We start from the raw sequence: 25,965 nt of genomic DNA on the forward strand, positions 1-25,965 counted from the left end.
GCGGCAGCTGGTTAAGTAATAATAGCGGCATCGCCACCATTACCAGCGGAGGTATGGTAACCGGCATCAGTTCCGGCACGGTGCGCATCAGTTATACGGTGATCAATGCATCAGGCTGTAGTGATAGTGTAAGTAAATTAATTGTTATAAACGCAATCCCGAATGTTGACTTTAGCATATTAAACAATGTAGTGTGTTATTCTGCATCCTCCTATATTGATAGTTCTTTTGTTAAGCTTGCAACTCCTGTACAAAATGGAATGACATATCTGTGGCTAGTGAATGGTGTATTGATTGATGAAGGATACTATTTTCCTAAATATCAAATACAGCCTAATGTAGATTCCTTGATTGTTACACTGATTGCTATTGGTAATGGGGGATGTGTAAGTAGCAGTATTGTGAAAACGATGAATGTGAATCACAAACCAATGCCAGCGTTTTCAATAAGCGATACAATTGGATGTGCGCCATTAAAAATCAGTTTAGGCAACCTAACTCCAGATGCTAATAACTATTCCTTTAGTTGGGATTTTGGAAATGGTACTACATCAACAAGGATTCAGCCCGATCCTGTTTCTTTTAACGGTAGCGTAAACAGATTAGATACCACATATACTATTCAACTTACAGCCTTTAACGAATGTGATACAATTCGTATCCAAAAAATAGTTACAGTTAAGAGTAAAGCACTTATTAACTATACGGTAGTGCCGCTTAATAATTGTTCTCCTATGATGGTTGTATTTCAAAACAAATCAATAGGGTTAGTAAACAAATATGCATTGAATTTTGGTGACGAAACCGATACCTCCTTTACCAGTTTTAACGAAATTAATCATATCTATACTCAGGGATTTGAAAGAGTCTATAATTCAAAACTAACAGGTGAAAATGTGTGTGGTATCGATTCTCTCATCAATCCGGTTAAAACTTTTCCTAATAGTGTTAAAGTGAATATTGCATTAAAAGATAGTGCTGTATGTGGTAAACCTTATACAGCAACAATTATTAATCAAACTACCGGGGCCAATCAAATTAAATGGGACTTTGGTGATGGAAAACAATTGATATCTTCTGCTGATTCCATACAACACAATTATAGCAATCCTGGTAAGTATCTTATTACCGCAATCATCTCAGGCATTTGCAGTGATACAATTATTTATAGAAATGTATATATCAACGATAAACCTAAAGCTAACTTTAAATACAATATGCTAAATGGTTGTATTGGAGATTCCTTGCAATTCCAAAATCTAACCGACACGGCTACTGCTTATACCTGGAATTTTGGGGATGGATTAACTTCTACCCAAATAAACCCGGTTTACAGCTATCATAATGCTGGCAATTATGCTGTTCAGCTCTTGGCAATACTTAAAAATGATATTGGCTTTTGTATGGATAGTATTACAAAACCAGTAACTATAATTTCCACCATTCCAGGGAAAATGAATTTGCCTGATACCATTATTCATTGCTTACCAGAGACAATTACGTTTGTAAACAGGAGCGTGCCGGTGGTGCAAACATTATGGCGTTTTAGTAACGGATACATGGCAACCGGCGATTCAACCAATTATACATTTACCCAAAATGGTGTTTACCAGATAAGCATGCTTGCAACAACTGCCGGCGGATGTAAACTGGTAGATACCGCAATTGTTACTGCAATTGCACCAACCGGTAATATCAATTATAAAGGCGGTATGTATTGTAAAGGTTCGGCTGTTCAATTCAATATTCAATTTGCAAATACAGATTCGGTTAAATGGACATTTGGCGATGGTGAGACACTGCTTTCTAATGGCACTACCGTGTATCATACCTATAATACCGAAGGCTATTATCTTCCAAAGGTTGAATTGTATGGCAACTTTGGTTGTGTGGTGAAATTAATTGCTTCCGATACTATTAAAATTGATACCGTTCATGCAGACTTTAAGTACGATGCGCTTTTTAATTGCGGTATAACTTATTTAACATTTACTGATAAAAGCAAGTCTTATTTGGGCCTTACAAATGTTAACTGGAAAATTAATGATATTGCTTACCAGGATAAACAACAACTAACCACTTCGTTTACAAAAGAGGGCACTTATCCTGTAACTATTATGGCGCAAAGTATTGCCGGTTGTGTGGATACGCATACTGTAGCAGTACCTGTTAAAATATTCCAATATCCTAAAGTTAATATCCAGGGAATGGCCGAAGCTTGCCAGCAAACACTTATTAATTTGGAATCTCACGAAGAATCAATGGATTCAATTGTTGCCAGGATGTGGAACCTGAATGATAGTACTATTTCTACCGATTCTATTGCTGCATTCCAATCCTTTACTGCAGGTATTTATCCCATTCAGCTTACGGTATCTACGGTTAATAAATGTTTAGATTCTGCCTATAAATTTATTGCCATACATCCTGCACCGGTTATTGCAATTACCAACCCTGCCAATATTTGTTTGGGTAGCAGCGCTATTATTCAAGCCGAAGGTGCCATGAAATACATTTGGAAAGACCAGGATAATAATATCATTAATAAAGAAGATAGCTTTATAAAAGTTAGTCCAACAAGCAATACTACTTACTCTCTAATTGGATATAATGAATTTGGTTGTAGTCAGGTACAAACCACCAATTTAAAAGTGGTGCAGCCATTTGTTATGTCTGCTACCAAAGGCGATTCTATTTGTATTGGCACTCAAATAAAATTATCTGCCAATGGTGCAACCAATTATTCCTGGTTCCCCTCCAATTCACTTAATAGCAGTACAGCTGCGCAGGTAATTGCCAAACCAGATGCTACCACTACGTACACTGTAATTGGCCGCGATAATTTTAATTGCTTTGCCGATACTGCTTCCATGACAGTGGTAGTAGGTAAACCTGGTATACTACAAATTGGTAGCGATACTATTATGCAGGCCGGCAATATATTTACTTTTAAACCGGTGACTACCAATCCAATAGTTAGCTGGAGCTGGAGTGGTGCCGATGGTTTGAGTTGCTATAATTGCCCATCACCAACTTATAAGCCAGGTAAAGAAGTTTGTATAAAATGTAGCGTAACAGATGTGTATGGATGCGTAGTTGCCGATACACTTTGTATAAAAACTTTCTGCCCCAATGCATCTGTATTTTTGCCCAACGCATTTACGCCCGATGGCGATGGAATAAACGATAAACTAATGGTGCAGGGCAAGGGCATTCAATCTGTAAAAAGCTTTAGGGTATTTAACCGTTGGGGCGAACTGGTATTTGAGAAAACCAATTTCTCACCCGGCGATCCTGCCTATGGTTGGGATGGCACCGTACGCGGTAAACCGGCACCACCAGAAGTATTTGTTTGGGTTTGCGAAGTGTACTGTTACAATGGCTCACTCTCCGTATTTAAAGGCAATTCAGCAGTTATTAAATAATTACTCCTTTTGTGTAGGCAGGGTATTTTGTTGACCAAACAACAGATTATCTATTTGTCTTTACTTGCGTCGCACTCTTGCACTTTCTGAACAGGAATGGGCTTTTAGCTGTTAACCATTAGCTATTAGCCAACAGCCGATGGCTATTCTGTTGCACAAGTGTGCGACGCAAGTAAAGCTTCATTTTTGTACCTCTGCCTGGCCCAAAAAATCTATTTCACTGCCAATTATTTTTCTTTTGTATGTATTGTAGTAAATCAACTACATGCATTAGTAATTGCATTCTACATAGCTTGTTAATTGGTTTAAGCAATTTTACATTGTGAACTGGTGTGTTTGATATCCCGCTTAAATGGGATGCGTGTTGGAGAGCATAGAAAAATCCGGTAAAATCAACCTAAGACCTAAACCTTTAAATACTGAAGTAAGTATTGCCGCTGTTTACATCTGATGCGTTGGTTTTATGCATTTGGTTGAAATCTTTTTTATAACCCCCTAACCCAAACTTCAAATACACGGAGATGTGCCTTATACCTTATTGGTGTAAGGTGTATGTGTTTTGAATGTTTTAAAACTTTTTTTATGAAAAAGATATTTACACGGTTACTGCTGCTTTTGGCAGGTGTAGTGTCTTTTTTATGGGGCAATACACAAGACCTTACTTTTTCTCAGTTTTACGAACAGCCACTGCAACGCAACCCCGCATTGGCAGGTGTGTTTACAGGCGATGTTAGGGTTTCATCTGCCTACAGAAACCAATGGGCCAGTGTTACCACGCCCTTTAGAACTACTGCGCTTAGCATTGAATATAAAATTCCTGTGAATGATTATGATGATGTAACATTTGGATCGCAGATGATGGTAGACGATGCCGGCGATATTAGTTTAAAACGCACACAAATTTTGCCAGCGATTAATTTTCATAAATCATTAGGTGGTTATAACAATTCTTATTTATCAGCAGCTTTTATGGGTGGGCCTGTAAAATCTGCATTTAATGCGGCTGCCCTTTCTTTTGGAGATCAGTTTCAGGGTGGGGAATACAATGCCACCAATGCTACCGCACAAATAATAAAATCTGCCGGATATTCTTATTGGGATATGACGGCGGGTTTATGTTATAGTGCTGCTGTTGGGCAGGAAGGCCATTTTTATGTGGCTGCTTCCATGTCGCATTTTGCAAAGCCAAAAATAAAATCTGTAATTAGTGATGATGCCAGTTTTATACAACCCAAATATTCTTTTAATGTAGGTATTAATGCCCCCGTTTCCTATACCAACAGAATTATAGCTTTTGCCGATTATTTTACACAGAATGGCAACAGGCAAATTCTGGGTGGTTTAATGTATGGCTTTGATGTAACTGAATATTATACAGATGAAGAGCCTGTAACTTTTTATATTGGTAGTTTTGTACGTTGGAATGATGCCATAATACCTGTGGTAAAATTGGATTTTCAACACATGAGTGTTGGGGTTAGCTATGATGTAAACTATTCTAAATTAAAAGCCGTGTCCAACTCCAGGGGCGGCGTAGAAATTACCGCTTCCTATAAAGGGTTTCTTAAAGTGCGTAATTCTACTTTAGACCAGGTGAAATGTGTAAAATTCTAATGCTGGTTTATTTCTTATAATTTTCTATACTCATTTAATTTATCCAATTCCAGTATGGTGGTATTGCCATCCTCGCTTTCTTTTGACATGATGGTGAATTTGGCATTATAAATAATTTCCTCATAGGTGTAAGAGGTTCTTTGTAAAACGATATTGGAGTACACATCGTCGAAACCCCTTATGGAAACATATATTTCCAGGTCGGCCAATTTAATATCATCTACACTTAATTCATATAATGGGCTATGTTCATCAATGGGATGTACCACTGTCCAGCTCATGGGCAAACTATCTACATGTTTTCTTTCCAATGGTAAGGTGTAAAATTTATATACCGGTTTTTCATTTTCCTGTACCTGCATACCAATGTTTACAGTAACTTCTACAGAGGTAAGAGTATGGTCATCTTTATAAGGTGCCAGCCTTAGCATAAGTGCGGTTTTTTCCTGATAAGGGCTGATAAGTGCATGTTCGCTAAATAGAAGATAGGCTTTGGGTTTTGAAAATCTTCCATAAATTAAACCGGTTGCTATGGCAAAAGATAAAAAGCCTGTCATAGCTTCAATAGATGCTACCAGATTGGCTGCATCACCAACCGGATTAACACGGCCATAACCTACGGTGGTAAATGTTTCTGTACTAAAAAAATACAACTCTTTAAATACCTGTAGTTCTGTTCCGGAAATCATGCCTGTAAATTGCTGTGGGCCAATTAATAAATATATACTGGTATATAAAAGATTGATTAAATGAAAGAATACTACAACAACAGTAATGAATTTCCAGCGTGGCATGTTTAGCATGGTATGATAAATACTAATGCGTTTCCAAAAAGGTATGCCATCTTTTCTAACATTGAAACTGCCATCTTTATTTATAAAACGGCCTCCCACTATTGAGGTGCTGGTACTAAAACCTGTATCGTTATTGCTTTTTAAAAATGGATTGATGCGTTTTAATAATGCCATTTACAAATGAGTTGTTTTGTTTGCTGCATAAAGATATGGCGTACAAGTGAGTGACACAAGGAACGATGCTGCCTTAATTGGCAGCTGGTTAAAAAATTACTGAAATTTATGCCTGATCTACATTTAATTTCATATTGATAATTTGTTGCTGGGTACCTAGCACTATTACTTTCATACCCTGGGTAATAAGGGTATCTTTTGGTGGATTGATGAGGAATTTGCCATCGGTATTTTTAACGCCAATACAGTTTACGCCGGTTTTTTTCCAGTCCATTATTTCTTTAAGTGTTTTATTACGCAGGTCTTCAGGCATCATTTCGTAAGCTATGGCTTCTATATTAATACTTTCGCCTTCTTCGCCTGAGAGAAAGTCGATAAACTCTACTACATCTGGTTTGGAAACAAGGGTAGCCATATGTTTGCCGCCAATTTTATCGGGCATAATAATACTGTTGGCGCCAGCTTTTTTTAGTTTAATCATAGAGCCGGGGCTGGAAGCCCTGCTGATGATTTGAAGGTGTTCGTTTAAAGAGCGGGCAGACAAAACAATAAACACATTATCTGCATCGGCCGGTAATGTAATGATAAGCGCTTTTGCCCTTTCGATACCTGCTTTTATGAGTGCTTCATCTTCAGTAGCATCGGCATGTACATAATTAAGGTTTGCATCTTCGGCCAGCCAGGTATTGATATTGTGAAGGCTGTTTTCTATTACTACAAAGTTTTGTTTATGGGCTTTTAAAGTATGCGCAGCTTGTTGTCCGTTTCTGCCAAATCCACATATAATTACATGGTTGTTGAGTTTGTTGATGGCCTGCATGAGTTGACGGGTTTTAAAATATTTTTGTAATTCACCACTGGCAAATAATTGGGTAAGCTTTGCCAGGGCATAGGTAAAAGTAGAAAACGATAAAATGATAAGGATGATATTGAAGATTTTGCCATCATCGCTTAGAGGATGTACCTCGGTATAGCCGATGGTAGTTACGGTAATAATGGTCATGTATAAAGCATTAAGAAAATTATAATGCTCTATTAACATAAACCCGGCCGTACCACAACATATGATAAGACAGATTACAGCAAGCCAGCGTATAAGTTTAAAAGTATTTTTCAAGTAAAATCTTTATGTAAAATTACGCTGCAATTTTATTTTCGTTGCGGTTTATTTGTGTGCCCAGCAAGAAAAAGCCTGCACTTGTTATTAAACAAATTACAGCTAATACCCAGCATAATGTAGTGAAACTGTATTTGTCTGCAATAAAGCTGCCACCTGTGGGACCGGTTATTTGTGCAATGCTCCAGGCGATGGTATACATAGCAGCATATTGGCCACGATTGGATTCGGTAGTGCGTTTTATCCAGAATGAATTCATAAAGGGCATAGATAATATTTCTCCAATGGTCATGATGCTGATGCAGGCAATGGCGGCCCAACCGCTTATAGGAAAAATATTTAGTAAGGCATAGCCGGCGCCAATTAATAAGACACCTGTTCTTATATAAGTGGTTAAGGGTTTTTTGCCTTCCAATGTAAATACCAGCACCATTTCTATGGCTACAATGATTAACCCGTTTAAAGCCATTAATAACCCAATGAATTGCTCACTTAAATGCCATTGTGTTTTGTACATTACCGGTAAAATGGTGAATAACTGGAAAAAGCAGGCGGCAAATAAAACGGTTAGTGCAATAAAGGCAAGGTATATTTTGTCTTTATAGGCAGATTGCTTCACCATGTTGTGCTTTTGAGTACTATGTTTTGAACCAGATTTTACATAAGGTAATAAACGTACCAGTAACAATGCTGCTGCAATATTAGTGCAGCCATCAACCCAAAATAATAAATGGTAATTGATGGAGGCAAGAAATCCGCCAATGGCACCACCTACTGCCCAACCCAGGTTGATGGCCAACCGGTTTAAAGAGTAAGATCTTGTTCTGTTGCTGAGGTTGCAATAATAGGCAATCGCTGTTGCATTAGCGGGTCTGAAAGATTCATTGCAAAGGCTTAATATAAATGTACCAATGGCCAGGGAATAAAAGCTTTGTAAATAACCTGTTATAATAAACATGGCGCCGCCACTTAGTAATGCACCTACCTGCAAAGGGTAGAAGCCAAATTTATCAGTAATAATTCCACCGGCATAGGCGCCAACAATGGCACCCAAGCCAAACAAACCCATAATAATCCCAGCCTGAGTTATGCTAAATCCTAAGGATTGTGTACAATAAATGGTCATAAAAGGCACTACCATGGTGCCGCTTCGGTTAATAAGCATTACCAGTGATAAATACCATGTTTTTGGTGTTAATCCACTATAAGCATTTTTGTATTGTTGTATGGTAGCCTGCAGCATAATTGGTATGCAAAATAAACCAATCTGTAAGTAAAGTTTATACAGAAATATAGTAATGCAAAAAGGCTGCTCTTTGCAGAACAGCCTTTTACAACCAAAAACCAACGATCAACGGTACTACTTATAAAATGGTAATTTCTTTAGGCGCAGTTTTTACTTCTTCTTTTTTAGGAAGCAATAAATGTAAAATGCCATTGTTGTATTTTGCCTGAATGTTCTCCGCATTTACTTTGTCATCAACAGTAAAGCTGCGGGCAAAACTTTTGAATGCAAATTCTCTGCGATGTGTTTTGTAATCCTTTTGTTCTTCTGTTTGTTTTTTCTCGTAACTAATGGTGAGGATTCCTTTTACAAAGTTTACTTTAATGTCTTCTTTGTTTAATCCGGGTGCCACCACTTCTAAATGATAGGCTTCATTTGTTTCATGAATATTTACCGGCGGATTGGTTAATCCGGTTTCGTTGCTAAATGCTGTTCTGGTTAATAATTCGTCGAACAGGTTGTTGAAATGGCGGTAATTGTGTTTTGTAAGTGTCATACTATTAAATTTTTGTGTTTTAAATTTTACTTATACAACCTTTTCAAATGCTATACCATTGCCCATAAATGGGTTTTTAGGTACTTTTTTGGCAATCTACAGTCATGAATGCGGTCATTATGGCTTATTTGCTTGTGCATTAGTGACAAGATGGCTGATTTGTATCCTTTTTTTCTCCATTACAACTTTTCCTATAAATTTGTAGTTCATTTCAAAAACGGAGGAAAAAGATGTATCCAGAAGAGATTGTGATACCCATGAAGGCGGAACTTACTGACAACGGTTTTGAAGAGTTGTTAACGCCTGATGAGGTTATTAGTACTTTGAAAAGTGAAGGAACCACATTGGTAATGGTAAATTCAGTATGTGGATGTGCCGCAGGTAGTGCAAGACCTGGTGTAGTTATGGCTGTAAACAATACAACAAAAAGGCCCGACAGGTTAACCACCAGTTTTGCAGGCTTTGATGTTGATGCAATAAAAATGATAAGAGAACATTTGTTGCCTTATCCTCCTTCATCACCTGCTATTGCTTTATTTAAGGATGGTGCATTGGTGCATATGGTAGAGCGTCATCAAATTGAAGGTAGGCCGGCACAGGTTATTGCAAGAAATCTTATTACTGCTTTCGAAACCTATTGTTAGCAGTTAAACGAAACCATGCGCAAGCAGTTGTTCATGGATGGGTTAGTAAATAAAAACCTCCTTAGTCTTAAGGGGGTTTGTTTTTTTATATGCTTTCCCAAATTTGTTTTTTTTATGTTACCGGCTATTGTTTTTTTATGAGGCTTTACTTGCCACGCTCGGTTCAGGGTTCCTGCCTTGTGGCAGCATTTACGCGAATTGGAAAATACTGGTACCTCTACAACCTGACAGGTAATTATGGATTAGTTAAATGCAGAGTCATCATCCTGCCGTACAAGTGTGCGACGCAAGTAAGGTTGCTGCTTCAACTACAGCCGGGTACATAGCCTGTATTCTCAATTTCAATATTGATTCAAATTTATGATTCGCAAATTGTAACATCGGTTTCTTTTGTTTATCATTGCAAACTTCAAATTTATACAGCCCATGTATCCAAATTTATACTACATATTTAAAGACCTGTTTAATGTTGATTTACCTTTTTTAAAAGTGGTAAATTCTTTTGGCTTTTTTGTAGCAATTGCTTTTCTGGTTTCTGCATGGCTGCTGGGTAAAGAATTAAAAAGACGGGAAAAACTAGGTGTATTTACTTTTAACGAAACAACTATTACCATTGGTAAACCGGCAAGTATGGCCGATTTGTTGGTAAATGCTTTTTTAGGTTTTACACTTGGTTTTAAAATTATTGGTGTATTTATTACAGAGGGTGCATTAGAAAACCCACAGGCATTTATATTTTCTAAAGAGGGCAATTGGGGTGCCGGTATTTTGCTGGCTCTTTTTTTTGCGGGGTTAAAATGGTGGGAAAAAAATAAAGAAAAGCTGGCTAAACCAGAAACAAGAACACTGCGCATCTGGCCAAGCGACAGGGTAGGAGATATAACCATAATATCTGCTGCCGGTGGTTTTGTGGGCGCTAAAATATTTGATAACCTGGAAAACTGGGACAGGTTTATAAAAGATCCCATAGGTAATCTTTTATCGCCAAGCGGGTTAACATTTTATGGTGGTTTAATTGTAGCAATACTTGCACTATGGTATTATTTCCATAAGAATAATATCAGCTTTATTCGTGTGGCTGATACAACTGCTCCCGTGTTATTATTGTCTTATTCCATGGGCCGTATTGGTTGCCAGGTAGCCGGTGACGGCGACTGGGGTATTTATAATCCGCATGTAAACCCATACAGCTGGTTGCCGGATATTTTATGGTCGTACGATTATCCGCATAACGTTAACAGCGAAGGTGTTCCTATGATGAATTGCGATTGGGGCGATTATTGTAATCATCTTCCCGCACCGGTGTATCCAACACCTTTGTATGAAATCATCATCTGTTTTATACTCTTTCTATTACTTTGGTCGGTAAGAAAGCGTTTTACTACAACCGGCAGGTTGTTTGCCGTTTACCTTATTTTAAATGGCATTGAACGCTTTTTTATAGAGAAAATCAGGGTAAATACGGAGTATGATATTTTTGGTTTCCATCCCACACAGGCTGAGTTAATTTCCAGTCTACTGGTAATTGCAGGGGTTGTTTTGTATATCTACGCTCCAAAAATCTATGCATCAAAGCAAAAACCTGCTGCTGGCTAAGTATAATTTATGAGCCCGGCTATACAATAAGCAGCAAATTTACTTGCGTCGCACTCTTGTGCGGTACTAATTCTATTAAGCAATAGCAATACAGCAGCATTAATGTGTTGCTTTTTTGCCTTCTATACCATTAGGGGGTATCAGTTACTGCCTGCCATTTTTTACTGGCATTTATCACCTCGAAAAAAAAGATTAGTAATAATTATCTATTATTCATTGATAATCAATACACTAAGTATTTTATCCTAGCGAATTCTTGTTTGTTTTTAATCCTACTACTTCCTCAACAATTCTTTGTAAACAAGTATTATTGTTTTTCATCATAAAGATTTACCACTTATCAGTTATAGCCTCCATCTATGTTATACTAGTATACTTTGCATAGCATAGTACCTATTTTTGTTCTGTAATATTAAAACAACAGTACTAAAATTATAAATAACTGATTATGAAACAAGTTTTATCCCTTTTTACTGCCATGGGCCTGGCAGCTATATCATTAAATTCATTTGCCCAAAATGTGGTTGGGTCAAATATCAGCGGAAGCGTATTTGCCTCACAAAAAGCTGTGGAGTCGGCAACCGTTATGTTGCTTAAGGCAAAAGATTCCTCTTTCATTAAATCTGGTATTACTTCCAAAGAAGGTAGTTTTTTACTTGATCAACCAGAGAATGGTAGTTTTCTGATTGCCGTTGAATTAGTAGGCTTTAAAAAATATTATAGTGAAATATTTGAGTTATCCCAAGCCAATCCTGGCTATCAGGTTAAACCTATTTCACTGGAAATGGCTGCGCAGCAACTTAGCGGTGTAATTGTAGTAAGTAAAAAACCATTTATAGAACAAAAGTTAGACCGTACCATACTTAATGTAGAAGCATCTGTTACCAATGTTGGTTTAACGGCATTGGAAGTGTTGGAAAAAGCCCCCGGCGTAACTGTAGATAAAGATGGTAATGTTAGTCTCAAAGGCAAACAAGGTGTATTGATTTTAATGGATGGTAAACCCACCTATTTAAGTGCAGCTGATCTGGCAAATTTTCTTAAAAACACACCAAGTGCCAATTTAGATCAAATAGAAATAATGACCAATCCGCCTGCAAAATATGATGCAGCCGGTAATTCAGGTATCATTAATATCAAAACAAAGAAAACCAAAACCAAGGGCTTTAACGGCAGTGTTAATATTGGTGGCGGCATGGGTATTCATCCAAAAGCAAATGAAAGTGTTAACCTTAATTACCGTTCGGGTAAAGTAAATCTATTTGGTAACTATAGCTATTCGTACAATAAGGGTGCACAGCAGTTGGAGTTAACCCGCAATTTCAGAGATCAGCAAACAGGTGCATTATCATCTGTATTTACCCAGCGTACCGATATGAGCCCCGAAAGCCAGTCGCACAATTATAAAATGGGTGCAGATTATTTTGTAAGCAAAAACACCACATTGGGTGTAGTAGTGAATGGAGCGCTAAGTCCAAGCGATTTTAATAGCACCAACATCACTAATATTACCAATGCTGCCAATCAATTACAATCTGTAACACTTAGTAAAAGTGCTTCTAACGATGAGTGGAAAAATTATGGCACCAACTTTAATATGCGTCATGTGTTTGATACCTTGGGCACAGAGTTAACCGGCGATCTTGATTATATTCATTATAATTCCAGCAGCAACCAGTTATTCAACAACTATTTCTTTAACGAAGCTGGTGGCAAAGTACAGCCAGATGAAACCTTGCGTGGTAATTTACCAGGTGCAATAAATATTTATAGCGGCAAATTTGACTTCTTAAAAACCTTAAAAGGGCAAATAAAATTTGAAGCAGGCGTTAAAACCAGTTTTGTAAAAACCGATAACAATGCCCAATATGATAATCTGGTAAATGGCCAATGGGTGGTAGATGAAGGTCGCTCCAATCATTTTGTGTATAAAGAAAATATCAATGCCGGGTATACCAATTTTAGTAAGCAGCTTAATAAAAAATGGAGTGCCCAGGCTGGCTTGCGCGTAGAAAATACAAATGCTACCGGTAACCAGTTAACCACTGGCGAAACATTTAAAAGAGAATACACACAGCTTTTCCCTACCGCTTATCTGGGCTATACTTTAAGCGATAAAAATCAGTTTGCATTAAGTTATGGCAGAAGAATAGAAAGACCAGATTACGGCGATTTAAACCCTTTCTATTATTTTCTGGATAAATACACTTACCAGGTAGGTAATCCCTATTTAAGTCCGCAGTTTAGCCATAATATTGAAATATCGCATACATATAAAGGTTTCTTAACAACTACATTGGCCTATAACAATATAAACGATATTATTCAACAGGTATTAGAACAAAACGACAGCACTTTTACCACATTTGTAAGACAAAGTAATATCGCAAAACAAGAAAGTTTTACCCTTAGTGTAAATGCTGGTTTCCCGGTTACCAAATGGTGGACAACCAATATCTACGCACAAGCTAACCACAATGCTTTTGAAGGGTATGTAAACAATGGTAATATTAAAGTAGATGGTTATGGTTTTACTACCAACATCTCTAACCAGTTTAAATTTAACAAAGGATGGGGCATGGAGTTAAGTGGGTTTTACCGCAGTAAAATGGTAGAAGGTACCGTAATATCCAAGCCAATGGGTGTGGTAAATATGGGGATATCAAAATCTGTTTTAAAAAGCAAGGGCACCATCAAATTAAATGTGAGAGACTTTCTGGATATTCAGCAGTTCAATGGCTACAGCAAATACCAGAATATAGATGTAACTATTCACAACGAGTGGGACAACCGGGTGGTAAATCTTAGCTTTAGTTATCGCTTTAGCAAGGGTAAAGCCATACAACAACAACGCCGCCAAAGTAGTGCTGAAGACGAGCAAAACCGTATCAAAGCCGGCAGAAATTAATACAACACCAACAATAAAAAACAGCTTGCAAATTGCAGGCTGTTTTTGTTTTATAGTAATTATGTGTTTGCCAGCTGTAGAAATGCTATCAGGCTTTTCTTGTGTCACTCACTTGTGCGTTCGACTAAGTGGCAGCATAAAAAACATTTTGTGGTATTAATAATCCCAATTGTAAACCATACTATTGGTTTTTATAGCCCATACTTAAACCAACATCTCCGGTTACTTTCAGGTCTACCGATGCGGTATCCTTATTCGAATTATTAATTACCAATGCAGTATTTCTGTCAACACTTACGGTAACCGTTTCGCCAGGTTTTACTGTTTGACCGGAATGTTTACCCCCATCAATAGGCGCTTCATACACTTCCAGGTCATTTGCAGATACGTTTTTGAGTTTCACTTTAAACGAACCATGTTCATTATTACCTAATACAAAACTGTTATTAGGGCTAATTATGGTGTTAGAAGTTAAACTGGAAAAAAGGCTACATCCGCTAAGTGCAAAAATAGTTGTAATAACCGCAATCATCTTTTTCATAATTTTTTTCATTTTAAGAAACAATTTGTTCCTGTTTTTGGTGAATTGATGAAGCGAATTTCGGTCTGGCTTGGTTTATAAAAGCCTCAATTGAAATTTGAGACAATCTAAGTTGGACTCAATTAAATAGTAACCGGCTCAAAAAACAAAATTCAGTTTATAATAACCTTTCAAATTGTTTTAATGAATTCTTTGGGACTAATATTCGTAGCCTTTTTAAATGCCCTGTTAAAAGTTGCTTTGCTGTTAAAGCCACAATCATAAGCAATTGCCAATAATGTCTGGGCTTTCTGTTCGTTGTTTTTCAGCTTTTCTATTACTGCATTTACCCTATAGCCATTAATCAGGTCATTGAAGTTCTTACCCAACTTTAAATTAATTACCTGTGTAATAATGTAAGCAGGTTTATTTAACTGATTTGCCAGCTCACTTAAACTAAGTTCCGCATCCAGATAGGGCTTTTGGGTTAAGAGATGTTCTAATAATAAAACTTTAACAGGCTCCAGTAATGCTTCATCTGATGTGGAAATAACTTGAGGTTTATTTTGATCCGTTGCACTATTATTTATTGTTTTTTCTTCGGGTAAATACAAAGTATCTGGATTATTTTTTTCCTGTGTTAAGAAAACTTCATTCTCCTTGTGCAATTGAAAAGCAATATTGTATTGCCTGGTGTAAGAATAGCCGGTTATACTGGTATAATAAATAATAATGGCTAAAACGAAATATTGCCAAAAACCAATATCATAATTATACCACACAATTAAACTAAGAATACTAAACCCAATAAAAACAACATAGTATAAACCCAGTAGTACAATAAAGTTCCTGATCCAGTTTAAATGTAATTTGTCAATATTGGAAAATTCGTTAGGTAACCATTTTAGGTAGGCAGTGTAATGGTTAATTATTTTATAGAGGTAATATGTAAAAAAGGCGGCATTGCAATATCCTTCAATAGTAAACCATTTATACTCACCTAGTTGATTGATAATCCTTAATTTTTCTTCTACCGGATAGGCCCACACAATAAAATGAACACCAAAATAAATAATGCCAGGTATGAAATGAATCCATTCCGCTGTTGTCCATTTAAAAGCATTATTAGTTATACTTTTTACATACAAGTAAGCAAGCGGCGCAAATAAAAATGTATCACCAAACGGAAAAAATGTAAGTCGCTGGCCTTCATATAAACCAAGCCATCCGGCAATATGCTCACTCATTGTAGCCGAAATTGCCAGTAAAAAGAGCACCAGAAATTTGTCTGAAATCCGCTTTTCTTTATAGTTTCTTATCAATAGTAATGTACTAATGATTATTGCCTGTAAAGCAGCTATTGATAAAACCACAGAACGTATATCCCACTCCAGCATAAACTAGTTAACCCCTGATTTTAAGCACTTTTGTAATCATTTTTTTAATTAACACAGTTTAGTGCTCATTGTTTTGCCATGGTTCAATTGTCTGTGTGTTATCAACAAATAATTACCTAATACAATATTCAAATCCTGCTTTGAATATGACCGTATTATTTATTCTGATATAAATAATTTGGGCAAAGCATGTAATAATTCCAATCCGGTAGAGCTTCGGTTCTTAAACCCTGTCCAGGTTTTTTCGTTTGAATTTGGCTGCACATCCAAATACTTGCCATAATCCTTTTTTTGTAAAATGCCTCCAATAAATGCAGTTACAAAATGCTGGTTAATATTGTTAATCCTGTGCTCGTTCCACGATGGCTCGGCATAATGATAGTATTCATTAAAATTTACGCCCGGTTGTAAAGCTGCTGCAGGTGGTGGATTGGGTGCCACATTATGTCTTGCATTAATATAGGTTAACAAATACCTGTTTGCATTTAAGGCACCTGTATAAATAGCTTTAATGCCTTCTTCGTAACCAGATACATCATCCTGACTACCCGCAATAAATAATATTGGTACATGCAAACCTTGTAAACCTGCTGCATCCCAAACACCGCGTTGCATACCCCATGGTGCAAATGCTACTACAGCTTTTATTCTAGTATCATAAGAAGCGTTAAAGGCTACATTATTGGTAGTGCGTACTTCAATAGCTTTGCTGCCACCCGTCATTACCCCAAAACTGGAATCCAGTTTGGCGCTATAGCCTGCGCCTGCTGCATTTAAAACACCATAACCCCCCATTGAATACCCAATCAATGCCGTATTTTTGGCATCGGTAATGCCAGCTAAAAAATGGTTGGTGCCGGCTTGGCTAAGGCTGTCCATTTCATTCAGCACAAATAAAATATCTTTTGCCCTGTTTAGTAAAGTGCTTTGAAAACCAGCCCTGTCTGTATAAGTAGATTCAGTATGGTCAATGGCCACCACTATATAGCCTTTTGATGCCAAATTCTCCGTTAAATAAGTTAAAAGCAACCTGGAACCCGGATACCCATGCGATACAATTACCAAAGGAAATTTGCCAGCGGTTTCTACAGGTGCGGCATCACGCACAGCCCTTCCCAAAAAACTAAATGGTATTAAGGGGCGTGCCGTATCATTCCATAATCCTAAGGTGCTATTATAGGTAACCAATTCTTTTTTGCCGGCTGCATTTGCCGGATACCAAACTTCTACTTGTAAATGGCGGTCGTATAGCGGGTCTACGCCGTTTTTGGAGTGTAAAATGTCTACCTGATTTTTGTTTACCAATTCAAAATTGCGCACACCAACGGTGTACTCGCCTCTGGCTGCCAGTTCCGGCGCATCGGGTAATGCATCTCCGTTGATAAATGTTGTACCGGCAGTTTGCAATATTTGCTTGCCCGAATTACAAGATTGAAACACTAAAAAACCAAACAACAACAAACTGCAGCTAACAATACCTGTTTTCATAAGACAGAATTTTAATAGGGCAAAAGTTAATATATAAACTGCTAACAACGCCAAATCCAGCCAATAGTTTTTTGGTAATCACCTAAAAGGACTGTGTTTGTTTTATTTACCCGGCTGTTGATACCTATGGCATCGCCGCTTGCGTCGCACTCTTGTACGTTCCTGCCATTGTGGAGCTAATGTTGTTTTAAACCCAAATTAATCTGCCGCCACAAAGGAGGAACCCTGAACCGAGCGTGGCAAGTAAAGCCCAATTATTAAAAAATAGCTGGTTACAAAATGGCTGCTTACAATAACTATACATTAATGCGGTCTGGTTTCATTGGCCTGCAATGTGATATTTGTATAGGGCAAGGGTTAACTGTATTATTTTTTAATAGTAATATTTGAACATTGGTTAAATTGCAGCGGTTCAAAAGCAACTGTTTATTAGTTGTTGCAGTTTTATACATTGAAATTAAACATGAATGGCAGTTTTAAAGTTTAGAATATATCTGGAAGAGGATGATGCAGTGTACAGGGATGTGGTAATTAAGCATACCCAATCTTTTGCTGATTTGCATGGCGCCATACTAAAAGCTTATGAATTTGACAGTAAGCACCAGGCTACTTTTTACCGTAGCAACGATAATTGGCTGCGTGGCAGGGAAATATCACTTGAAAAATATGATAAACCCTATAAAGCCGAGCCTTTACTGATGCAGGAAGTGACCATTGGCAGCGAAATACGCGATACCAATCAAAAATTTATATACCAATACGATTTTGTAAAAAATTGGGTGTTTCTGGTAGAACTGATAAATGTAAGTAAAGAAGAAAGCAGTCGCCTTACATATCCTGCCATCACCCGTACCGAAGGTATTGGCCCGCAGCAATATGGTACCCGTAGTTTATTGGGTAGCAAATTTGCTGATATTGAGGAGAAATACGATTTGGTTGCAGGTGCCGATGGTTTTAAAGAAGAAGGTGAGTCAGATACAGATGAAGGCGATGATGGGGAATCTACAGATGGCGGAGATGAATTTGGATCATCTGAGGATGGCGGTGAATATTAACAATGTGTGAATTTTGTATTAATTCTGCAATATTGCCATTTGCTTATTAAATTGGCGGTATGAAAATACTGGTTACAGGTGCCAATGGTTTTTTGGGTGTACACTTACTGCTGTATTTATCTCAGCAGGGTTTTTCTGTTATAGCCTGTAGCCGTGGCATAAACCGTATTCCTGCCACTCAGGATTTTCCTTATTATACTATTGACCTTACTGATGCATCGGCTGTAAACCAGCTAATAGATGAAATTCAACCGGATGTAATAATACATACCGCCGCTAACAGTAAGCCTGATGAATGTGAACAGGATAAAGCCGCCTGTATACTACAAAACGTATCGGCTACCGAAAACCTGTTGGCTGCCTGTGCGGGTACTCAAACCCATTTCATTTTTACTTCCACCGATTTTATTTTTGGCGAAAATGGCCCGCATAAAGAGGATGATACGCCCAACCCGCTAAATTTTTATGGCCAAAGCAAGCTAATGGCCGAACAAAAAATAAAGGAAAGCGGTTTATTGTATACCATTGTTCGGCCCGTGTTTATCTATGGGCCGGTATTGGAAGGTATGCGACCAAGTTTTTTGCATTGGGTAAAAAACAATTTAGCGCAGCAAAAGCCCATAAAAGTGGTTAGCGATCAGCAAAGAACCCCAGGTTTTGTAGTAGATATTTGCAGGGGAATAGAAACTATCATACGCAAAAAGGCATCTGGTGTATTTCATTTGGCCGGAAAAGATATTGTTTCTCCATATGACATGGCCATGGCTGTGGCAAAAGTTTTAGGGCTGGATGCAGCACTTATTGAAAAAGTTACCTCTGATACATTTAAAGAAACAGTTATTCGGGCAAAGCAATCGGGGGTTTTTATTGATAAAGCAAGGGATATTCTTGGTTACAATCCCGTTAGTTTTGAAGAAGGTGTACAATTAACCTTTAATCAAGCATAATATGCAAACGCCTTTAGAAAAATATTTTGCTTTAAGAGTTAAAAATCTTTTTAATCACCTGCACGATTTTGAGCTGAATGGCGATGAAGTATCGCTGCACGACTTAAGGGTGGAGATGAAGAAACTAAGGGCCATTATCAAATTCCTGCACAATATTTACCCCAAACAAAAACTAAAAAAGCCTTCAAACCTTTTACGCAATATTTTTCAGGATGCAGGTTATGTGCGTGAAGCACAAATTTTGGATGCCTGGCTGCAGAAATATCAATATAATACCATCACACAAATCTATTATCCCAGAGAAAAGCTGGTGCACATGATTGATGAGTTTAGAAAAAAAACCGAGCAGCTAAAGGGTGATTGTAAGGAAGTGATAGAATCGGTATCAAATTACGTGCACAGTACCAACGAAATTTTAGCAGAGCAATATTTTGTAAGTCTGAATGCCAGTGTAGAAAAGCTTTGCCGTAAAAACCTGCCCCAAACGGAATGGCACGAACTGCGAAAGCTGATTAAGCAAAGAATATACGCCTACAACTGGGTACAGCACCATGAGGAAAAAGAAGACTCCAATTTTTCTTATTTCCATAAACTACAGGAAACCATTGGTCTATGGCATGATTTGGAAATAATTAAGGACTCACTCTCCCAAAAACAGGTGTACCTGTCTCAGGACATAGAAGTGCAAAAAGACTTTAACCTGGCCTGGGATAAACTTACCGGCACACTAAAACAAAGGGAAAAAATGGTGGAAGAATTGCTGGCCAGGCAATTGGTGCATGAGTAATCAGGTTTTTGTGATATTCTTTTAAAAAATCAATCCAAATAGATTTTTCTTTTTATTGTAATTTGCTATCATGAAAATTGTAATTGCAGATACCTACGATCAATTGTCCGTATTGGCCGCCAACGATATTATTGGTAAAATGAACCTTATTGAAAACCCATTAATATGCACCGCCTCCGGCGATTCCCCCACAGGTATTTACAAAGAATTTGTTCGCTTGTATAAAGAAAACCGCTTAGATACCAGCGATTGGTACTTTGTTGGTCTAGACGAATGGATGGGCATGAATGAAAATGATGAAGGCAGTTGCAGGTACCACCTGGAGCAACAGCTTTTTCAACCCTTACATGTAAGTGGTGGCCGTTTATGTTTCTTTGATGGCCGGCAACCCAATGCTGATTTGGAATGTGATAGAATAGAAACCTTTATGTTGTTACACCAGCAAATACAGGTGGCCATAATTGGCCTGGGATTAAATGGCCATATTGGTATGAATGAGCCACATACACCCGCCCATATACGTACTCATATTGCAGATATTGACCCACTTACAGCTCAAACCGGGCAAAAATATTTTAAAGAGGCTCGTACATTAACGCAAGGACTAACGCTGGGCATTGCCAATTTAATGGAAGCTAAATATGTATCGCTGGTGGTTAGCGGTAGTAAAAAAGCGGCTATTGTAAAGCAGGTATTAGAAGGCGAAATTTCTACTGCTGTACCTGCCAGCCTATTACGTAATCATCCCGGGTTTACTATTTATCTGGATGCAGAAGCAGCCTCTTTATTGCATAAAGCGCATAAATAAATACAAGTATTTTTGGGGCTTTCAGCATTAAACAAATGGCAGCTTTAATACGGGCTTTACGTTGCAAGTCCTCACTCACTGCGTTCGTTGCGGGCTTTCCACTTCAATCCCGCAGCCATTAAACGTAAGGTTCTTTTCTTGGCTGTTTGGTGTTTTGCTCCATAGTAATGCTGCAGCACAAGAGTGCGACGCAAGAAAAGCTTAATTGTAATTTTATAGACCGGTACAAAAAATGTTTTAATACTATTTACAACATGCGATAGCCCGCAGCTTTTTTAATGAGCATGGCGGTATTATTTACCTCAAATTTTGATAAGAGGTTTTTGCGGTGCGTGTCTACAGTATATGGACTTACAAATATTTTCTCTGCTATTTCGTTATTGGTCATGCCTTCTGCAATAAGTTCCAATATTTCTTTTTCGCGGCGGGTAAGTGTGGGTGGCTCATCATCCGCCGGTGGTTCGGGGGAGGTGTTATTGATGTCTATACTAAAAAACATTTTACCGGCAACGACAGCTTGTATTGCTTCTTCTATTTCTTCTTTACCGGCACTTTTTAATAAATATCCCGATGCACCATTGGCAATCATTTGCGATACATAACTGCGTTGTTTAAATGTGCTCAGCGCCAACACATGCACAGCGGGAAAATCTTTTTTTATTTTTATACACAATTCTATACCGCTTATATCAGGCATATTAATATCAAGAAAGGCAACATCAACGGGATGATTTCTTAAAGCTGCAATAGCTTCAAAAGCATTGCAGGCGGTGGCCACCAATGTTACTTTAGCAATATGAGAAAGAATGGCTTTCATTCCTTCTATTACCATACTGTGGTCGTCAACCACCAATATATTAACTGATGTTTTATTCATATTAAACAGGTATTTCAATGGTAAACGAACTGCCTTTGCCGGGCGATGATTGTATTTCAAAATTTCCCTTTAAATAATCCACCCTTGATTGTACGTTTTTTAAGCCATCACCTTTAAAGGTAGAAAGGTGAAGGGCATCAAAACCCTGACCATCATCTTCAACAGTAAGTGTTATGCCGAGTTCATGACTTGCAAGTTGTATAAAAATATTTTCCGATTGTGCATGTTTAATGGCATTATTACTTAGTTCCTGGATTATGCGATAAAGAATCACTTCAGTTGATTTTTCCAAATTCTGTTGTAATCCCAATTGCGTGAATTTCATTTTTACCCTGTTGCTTTCATTTATACCATCGCAATAATCTTCAATAGCTTCGGAGAGGCCAAATTTTAATAGCGCTTCTGGCATCATACTGTGTGCGACTCTTCTCATTTCCACAATTGTATTATCAAGCTGGTTGATAGCTCTATTAAAAGTATTGGCATTTTCACCCGATACTACCACGTTGCCTTTCATGCTGCTTAAGGTTAATTTTATACCTGATAACAAACCACCCAAACCATCATGCAGGTCTTTTGCGATACGGGTTCTTTCTACCTCTACAATCTTTTGGTTTTCGAGTAATGTTTGTACCAATTTTTTATCTGTTTCTGCGGCTTTTAATGAAATATCGAGATTTTTAATCTTTTCATTGATTGCATCACTGTCAATTTTTTTAGAAAGGCTCATATATTTTTCTATATGTGTAATCGCTTCCTGGTAACGGTTGAAATGTTTACAGGCTTCATAATATCCTAAATGAATTTTAGCAAGCATATCTACAGCTTTAATTTCTTCACCCATTTGCAGGGCTTTGTTTAGTAACTCAAATACCTGTTGTGGCGTTTGCTCCTTAGAATTTTCCTTTACACATAGATCTGCCAGAAATAATAATATTTCTGCTTCTCCTTTCTTGTCACCAATTTCCCTGCGGATAATTATACAACTGTTAGAATATTCTGAAGCTTTATTATAATCCCCGGCCTCCTTGTATATATTTCCCAAATGAAAAAGCGCATTACTTTGCCCTTTTTTATCATCTATGACTTTGGAAATGGATAAAGCCTGCGAACAAAACTCAATCGCATTTTCAAAATGCTTCATTTTGAAATGGCAAAAGCCAATATTATCAAGGCTACCAGCTTCTCCCCATTTGTCACCAGTATTCTGTGTAACTGGAAGGCTTTGCTGGTAATATTTCAGCGCATTGGCAAAGTCTTCTGTCTCAAAATAAATGAGGCCAATTTGATTTAAACAATAAGGGTTAGCCCAATAATTAATAGATTGAGACTGGCTTACAGACAAGCTTTGTAATAAATAATTCAAGGCACTTTCATAATCGCCTAAATATTTATAGGTTACGCCTAAATGATAATAAATGAGTGTTTCGTTTTCTTTGTTCCCGGTTTGTTGTGTTAATTTTAGGGATTTAGAAATCAACTCTAACGAAGTACTATATTCCCCCCAATAGCGTTGAATGATGCCAAAATAAATATATATCGACGCTTGCCCGTTAAGGTCATTGAGAAATTCAAATAATACCAGCGCCTTTTTACAATACTCAAGTGCTTCATGATGCTTTGACAAACGTATAAGGCTAAATGCAAAAGTTCGGTAGCCTTCTGCTTTTCCTTTTACATAGTCAATGCCTTCTGAAAGCTCAATAGCTTCATTACTCAGGGTATGTGCTCCAGTAGAATCATTTACCCTGTTCTCCCATGCCTGTTTATTAAGCTGGTCAATTTTATCTTTCAGCACCTGAGCATCAATAGAATCATCCATAGCAACCTTAATTAAGTATTATAACGACAAATCAGTAAGTGCCCATGCATCAGCAGTAGCTAATTGCTTATTTCCACTTAGTTTTATGTATAAAAAAAGCTGCAGCTTATATGCGGCAAGCCATTTAATGCTTGTAGCAATGATCGCTTCTCCTAAAGGTGCCTTTTCGCCACTCCATGGATAAGTTACTTCTTTGTGAAGCAAATCGTCCTCACTTATTTGGCTAAAAAGACTTTTTATAATTATTATTTGCTCATCCATAACAGTTGAAAATTGTTCATGAGGCATGGTTTTGGAAGTAGCAATTTTTAATCCGTAAAATGCTCCAAAATCGGTTTCATTTTTATTCAGCCAATAATCGGGCATAAATGTTCCGGCTATACTTAAGTACTGCAATAATTCAAGGATACTTCTTACTCCCTCACCCGGTGCATAGTTCATTCCATCAGTCGGGATTTTTGTATATAGCCTGCGGCAAATATTTATTTCTTTTTCAATGTTATTAATTAAATGCTGTTTGTACATGTTTTAAATTTTTATTTGTTTTTGTTTAAATAACTTTTGTTACCAGCTTTTTATATTATGATTAAGCTTCGTTGCGTCGCATTACATTCATTGTTCGGATCATGTATTAAGCTTTTAAAACACCAACTTAAAAAGGCTTCAATTGCTGCCAAATGATCTGCAGATAAAGTGATTGCGACGCAACTATGTTGCCATAAAATACAGTCGTTTGTATCAAAAAATAAAATCTGCTTTTCATTCACTTTATTAAATTATTAGACGTTTCCAAGTATTTCTATATTAACTGATGTGCCTTTACCTGCTTCTGATTCAATATTTAAAACGCCTTTTAAATAATCAACTCTTGATTGTACATTTTGTAAGCCTGCTCCTTTTAAAGTTGATACTTGCGTTGAATCAAAACCTTTACCATCATCTTCTACTGTAAGTGTTATGCCGCGCTCATGTATGGTTAATTGGATAAAAATATTTTTGGATGCTGCATGTTTTATGGCATTGTTGCAAAGTTCTTGTACTATACGATAAAGAATTACTTCAGTTGATTTTTCTAAAGGTTGCTGCAACCCCAGCTGCGTGTATTTCATTTTTACCGTGTTGCTTTCATTAATGCTGTCGCAGTAATCTTGTATGGCTTCTCCTAAACCAAATTTCAGTAAAGCTTCAGGCATCATATTATGTGCCACACGGCGCATTTCTGCAATGGCATTATCCAACTGTGTTATAGATTTAGTAAACAGTTGCGCATCTGTTTCCTGAATAATCATGTTCCCTTTCATAGATGATAAATTTAATTTTATGCCGCTCAACATACCGCCCAGCCCATCGTGTAAGTCTTTGGCCATACGGCTTCGTTCTGCTTCCTGGCCCTGGATGATATAGTTCATGGCGAGTAACTGCTTCTCATTCTCATGCATAATTTGCCGCTTTCTGTATTGAAAAATAAACAGGAATAACCCTGTAATAAACACCAGAAAAATGATGGTACTTATAACGATATATATAATTATTGCGGTTTGCCCCATATAAATGCAATTGTAAAAAGGAGGTACATACTATAGTTTAAAGAAGTGGAAATCCAGGCCAAAGGCACAAACAGATTAAGATCTTTTGCAAGTTCATTATACAATCCGTAGAAAGGAAAAGTACCCAGATAAAACATCAGCATGCCAAGCGCTATCCAAAATACAGTAAGCTTTTTAAAGTTTAATAATTTATCTGAGTTTACCAGTTCTATAAAAAAAAGTATCAGGTAAATCAAAATAAAAAGATTGCCCACAGTATAGGAAAGTGATGCGAAATAATAACCTGTATCAATAAAAAAAGTTCTCTCAAAAATACACGAAATGGTATAAAAAGTGCAGCCGGCTATTATTATCTTATGTTTATTTGTGGCGAGTGTTTTATAAAAAAACCAGTTGATAAAAAACACTTCAAATATAACTTCGACCCCGGTAATTACATTGGCTGTATCGAATTTACTATAATGCTCCAGTGTACGGTTAACTATTTCAAGAACACTGATTACAGCAAGATAAAAAGGCAGCCATTTTAAATAACAATCTTTCCACTTTTTCCATGTAAGAATTCCGGATATAGCAGCAAGGGCTTCTGCAGCTACCAGCCATTTGGTGAATAATACAAGAGTGGATCCGGTCATCGTCTATATTTTAGAAAAACTTTTATTGC

The 25,965-nt window shown here is 37.3% G+C and carries 21 protein-coding genes; 9 read left to right on the forward strand and 12 right to left on the reverse strand.

What is annotated here, in order from left to right; translation table 11 throughout:
* On the forward strand, positions 1 to 3,425 hold a 3,425-nt coding region (locus GD597_RS01865), incomplete at its 5' end, for a PKD domain-containing protein (RefSeq protein WP_171606111.1).
* 582 nt (positions 3,426 to 4,007) lie between these two features.
* Positions 4,008 to 5,039: a PorP/SprF family type IX secretion system membrane protein gene (locus GD597_RS01870; RefSeq protein ID WP_171606112.1), complete on the forward strand. Its 1,032-nt coding sequence runs from the start codon at positions 4,008 to 4,010 to the stop codon at positions 5,037 to 5,039.
* A 14-nt stretch (positions 5,040 to 5,053) separates the two neighbouring features.
* Here GD597_RS01870 and GD597_RS01875 read toward each other — a convergent pair whose 3' ends face one another.
* The 4 genes from GD597_RS01875 to GD597_RS01890 all read right to left on the reverse strand — a co-directional run bounded on the left by GD597_RS01875 (position 5,054) and on the right by GD597_RS01890 (position 8,905).
* The gene (locus tag GD597_RS01875; RefSeq protein ID WP_171606113.1) at positions 5,054 to 6,007 is read right to left on the reverse strand and encodes an ion channel; all 954 of its coding nucleotides are present in this window, start codon (positions 6,005 to 6,007) and stop codon (positions 5,054 to 5,056) included.
* Between the two features lie 106 nt (positions 6,008 to 6,113).
* The gene (locus GD597_RS01880; RefSeq protein WP_171606114.1) at positions 6,114 to 7,124 is read right to left on the reverse strand and encodes a potassium channel family protein; all 1,011 of its coding nucleotides are present in this window, start codon (positions 7,122 to 7,124) and stop codon (positions 6,114 to 6,116) included.
* 19 nt (positions 7,125 to 7,143) lie between these two features.
* Positions 7,144 to 8,367, reverse strand: a complete 1,224-nt coding sequence (locus GD597_RS01885) for an MDR family MFS transporter (RefSeq protein WP_171606115.1) — start codon at positions 8,365 to 8,367, stop codon at positions 7,144 to 7,146.
* 121 nt (positions 8,368 to 8,488) lie between these two features.
* On the reverse strand, positions 8,489 to 8,905 hold the full coding sequence (locus GD597_RS01890; RefSeq protein WP_171606116.1) for an Hsp20/alpha crystallin family protein: 417 nt from the start codon (positions 8,903 to 8,905) through the stop codon (positions 8,489 to 8,491).
* Positions 8,906 to 9,135: 230 nt separating this feature from the next.
* On the opposite strand from GD597_RS01890, the gene GD597_RS01895 reads away from it, so the two are divergent.
* The 3 genes from GD597_RS01895 (at position 9,136) to GD597_RS01905 (ending at position 14,053) form a co-directional block, all read left to right on the forward strand.
* Complete coding sequence (locus GD597_RS01895; protein ID WP_171606117.1) at positions 9,136 to 9,549, forward strand: BrxA/BrxB family bacilliredoxin; 414 nt, start codon at positions 9,136 to 9,138, stop codon at positions 9,547 to 9,549.
* Positions 9,550 to 9,975: 426 nt separating this feature from the next.
* On the forward strand, positions 9,976 to 11,145 hold the full coding sequence (locus GD597_RS01900) for a prolipoprotein diacylglyceryl transferase (RefSeq protein WP_171606118.1): 1,170 nt from the start codon (positions 9,976 to 9,978) through the stop codon (positions 11,143 to 11,145).
* A gap of 448 nt (positions 11,146 to 11,593) precedes the next feature.
* Positions 11,594 to 14,053 (forward strand): TonB-dependent receptor, encoded by a 2,460-nt coding sequence (locus GD597_RS01905; protein ID WP_171606119.1) that lies wholly within the window; start codon positions 11,594 to 11,596, stop codon positions 14,051 to 14,053.
* Between the two features lie 181 nt (positions 14,054 to 14,234).
* Here the strand turns inward: GD597_RS01905 and GD597_RS01910 are convergent, their stop codons facing one another.
* From GD597_RS01910 to GD597_RS01920, 3 genes are all read right to left on the reverse strand, one after another.
* The gene (locus tag GD597_RS01910) at positions 14,235 to 14,594 is read right to left on the reverse strand and encodes a membrane lipoprotein lipid attachment site-containing protein (RefSeq protein ID WP_171606120.1); all 360 of its coding nucleotides are present in this window, start codon (positions 14,592 to 14,594) and stop codon (positions 14,235 to 14,237) included.
* A 170-nt stretch (positions 14,595 to 14,764) separates the two neighbouring features.
* On the reverse strand, positions 14,765 to 15,970 hold the full coding sequence (locus GD597_RS01915) for a helix-turn-helix domain-containing protein (RefSeq protein WP_171606121.1): 1,206 nt from the start codon (positions 15,968 to 15,970) through the stop codon (positions 14,765 to 14,767).
* A gap of 159 nt (positions 15,971 to 16,129) precedes the next feature.
* Positions 16,130 to 17,458, reverse strand: coding sequence for an alpha/beta hydrolase family protein (locus GD597_RS01920; RefSeq protein ID WP_171606122.1), 1,329 nt, complete (start codon positions 17,456 to 17,458; stop codon positions 16,130 to 16,132).
* A gap of 467 nt (positions 17,459 to 17,925) precedes the next feature.
* On the opposite strand from GD597_RS01920, the gene GD597_RS01925 reads away from it, so the two are divergent.
* The 4 genes from GD597_RS01925 to GD597_RS01940 all read left to right on the forward strand — a co-directional run bounded on the left by GD597_RS01925 (position 17,926) and on the right by GD597_RS01940 (position 21,055).
* Complete coding sequence (locus GD597_RS01925) at positions 17,926 to 18,513, forward strand: IS1096 element passenger TnpR family protein (RefSeq protein WP_171606123.1); 588 nt, start codon at positions 17,926 to 17,928, stop codon at positions 18,511 to 18,513.
* Between the two features lie 59 nt (positions 18,514 to 18,572).
* The gene (locus GD597_RS01930) at positions 18,573 to 19,460 is read left to right on the forward strand and encodes an SDR family oxidoreductase (protein ID WP_171606124.1); all 888 of its coding nucleotides are present in this window, start codon (positions 18,573 to 18,575) and stop codon (positions 19,458 to 19,460) included.
* Between the two features lies 1 nt (position 19,461).
* The gene (locus GD597_RS01935; RefSeq protein ID WP_171606125.1) at positions 19,462 to 20,247 is read left to right on the forward strand and encodes a CHAD domain-containing protein; all 786 of its coding nucleotides are present in this window, start codon (positions 19,462 to 19,464) and stop codon (positions 20,245 to 20,247) included.
* Between the two features lie 70 nt (positions 20,248 to 20,317).
* The gene (locus GD597_RS01940) at positions 20,318 to 21,055 is read left to right on the forward strand and encodes a glucosamine-6-phosphate deaminase (RefSeq protein ID WP_171606126.1); all 738 of its coding nucleotides are present in this window, start codon (positions 20,318 to 20,320) and stop codon (positions 21,053 to 21,055) included.
* A 247-nt stretch (positions 21,056 to 21,302) separates the two neighbouring features.
* Here GD597_RS01940 and GD597_RS01945 read toward each other — a convergent pair whose 3' ends face one another.
* The 5 genes from GD597_RS01945 to GD597_RS01965 all read right to left on the reverse strand — a co-directional run bounded on the left by GD597_RS01945 (position 21,303) and on the right by GD597_RS01965 (position 25,936).
* Entirely contained in the window at positions 21,303 to 21,932 is a 630-nt protein-coding gene (locus GD597_RS01945; protein WP_171606127.1) for a response regulator, read from the reverse strand.
* Between the two features lies 1 nt (position 21,933).
* A complete protein-coding gene (locus GD597_RS01950) occupies positions 21,934 to 23,754 on the reverse strand; it encodes an ATP-binding protein (RefSeq protein WP_171606128.1) in 1,821 nt (606 codons plus the stop codon).
* An 18-nt stretch (positions 23,755 to 23,772) separates the two neighbouring features.
* Positions 23,773 to 24,279, reverse strand: a complete 507-nt coding sequence (locus GD597_RS01955; protein WP_171606129.1) for a hypothetical protein — start codon at positions 24,277 to 24,279, stop codon at positions 23,773 to 23,775.
* Positions 24,280 to 24,533: 254 nt separating this feature from the next.
* Positions 24,534 to 25,301 carry a sensor histidine kinase gene (locus tag GD597_RS01960; protein WP_171606130.1) on the reverse strand — a complete coding sequence of 256 codons (768 nt, stop codon included), beginning with the start codon at positions 25,299 to 25,301 and terminating at the stop codon, positions 24,534 to 24,536.
* Positions 25,283 to 25,936 (reverse strand): hypothetical protein, encoded by a 654-nt coding sequence (locus GD597_RS01965; RefSeq protein WP_171606131.1) that lies wholly within the window; start codon positions 25,934 to 25,936, stop codon positions 25,283 to 25,285. Before GD597_RS01965 ends, GD597_RS01960 begins: the two co-directional genes overlap by 19 nt.
* Positions 25,937 to 25,965: the final 29 nt, after the last annotated feature.

Source organism: Limnovirga soli (genome assembly GCF_013106755.1).
Lineage (GTDB): Bacteria > Bacteroidota > Bacteroidia > Chitinophagales > Chitinophagaceae > Limnovirga > Limnovirga soli.

Excerpts from the sequence above, each read along its gene's own strand:
- GD597_RS01900 (WP_171606118.1), top strand. The coding sequence starts at position 9,976 with ATGTATCCAAATTTATACTACATATTTAAAGACCTGTTTAATGTTGAT.
- GD597_RS01925 (WP_171606123.1), top strand. The coding sequence starts at position 17,926 with ATGGCAGTTTTAAAGTTTAGAATATATCTGGAAGAGGATGATGCAGTG.
- GD597_RS01920 (WP_171606122.1), bottom strand. The coding sequence starts at position 17,458 with ATGAAAACAGGTATTGTTAGCTGCAGTTTGTTGTTGTTTGGTTTTTTA.
- GD597_RS01890 (WP_171606116.1), bottom strand. The coding sequence starts at position 8,905 with ATGACACTTACAAAACACAATTACCGCCATTTCAACAACCTGTTCGAC.
- GD597_RS01895 (WP_171606117.1), top strand. The coding sequence starts at position 9,136 with ATGTATCCAGAAGAGATTGTGATACCCATGAAGGCGGAACTTACTGAC.
- GD597_RS01960 (WP_171606130.1), bottom strand. The coding sequence starts at position 25,301 with ATGGGGCAAACCGCAATAATTATATATATCGTTATAAGTACCATCATT.
- GD597_RS01885 (WP_171606115.1), bottom strand. The coding sequence starts at position 8,367 with ATGCTGCAGGCTACCATACAACAATACAAAAATGCTTATAGTGGATTA.
- GD597_RS01945 (WP_171606127.1), bottom strand. The coding sequence starts at position 21,932 with ATGAATAAAACATCAGTTAATATATTGGTGGTTGACGACCACAGTATG.
- GD597_RS01940 (WP_171606126.1), top strand. The coding sequence starts at position 20,318 with ATGAAAATTGTAATTGCAGATACCTACGATCAATTGTCCGTATTGGCC.
- GD597_RS01910 (WP_171606120.1), bottom strand. The coding sequence starts at position 14,594 with ATGAAAAAGATGATTGCGGTTATTACAACTATTTTTGCACTTAGCGGA.
- GD597_RS01955 (WP_171606129.1), bottom strand. The coding sequence starts at position 24,279 with ATGTACAAACAGCATTTAATTAATAACATTGAAAAAGAAATAAATATT.
- GD597_RS01950 (WP_171606128.1), bottom strand. The coding sequence starts at position 23,754 with ATGGATGATTCTATTGATGCTCAGGTGCTGAAAGATAAAATTGACCAG.
- GD597_RS01875 (WP_171606113.1), bottom strand. The coding sequence starts at position 6,007 with ATGGCATTATTAAAACGCATCAATCCATTTTTAAAAAGCAATAACGAT.
- GD597_RS01870 (WP_171606112.1), top strand. The coding sequence starts at position 4,008 with ATGAAAAAGATATTTACACGGTTACTGCTGCTTTTGGCAGGTGTAGTG.
- GD597_RS01905 (WP_171606119.1), top strand. The coding sequence starts at position 11,594 with ATGAAACAAGTTTTATCCCTTTTTACTGCCATGGGCCTGGCAGCTATA.
- GD597_RS01965 (WP_171606131.1), bottom strand. The coding sequence starts at position 25,936 with ATGACCGGATCCACTCTTGTATTATTCACCAAATGGCTGGTAGCTGCA.
- GD597_RS01915 (WP_171606121.1), bottom strand. The coding sequence starts at position 15,970 with ATGCTGGAGTGGGATATACGTTCTGTGGTTTTATCAATAGCTGCTTTA.
- GD597_RS01930 (WP_171606124.1), top strand. The coding sequence starts at position 18,573 with ATGAAAATACTGGTTACAGGTGCCAATGGTTTTTTGGGTGTACACTTA.
- GD597_RS01935 (WP_171606125.1), top strand. The coding sequence starts at position 19,462 with ATGCAAACGCCTTTAGAAAAATATTTTGCTTTAAGAGTTAAAAATCTT.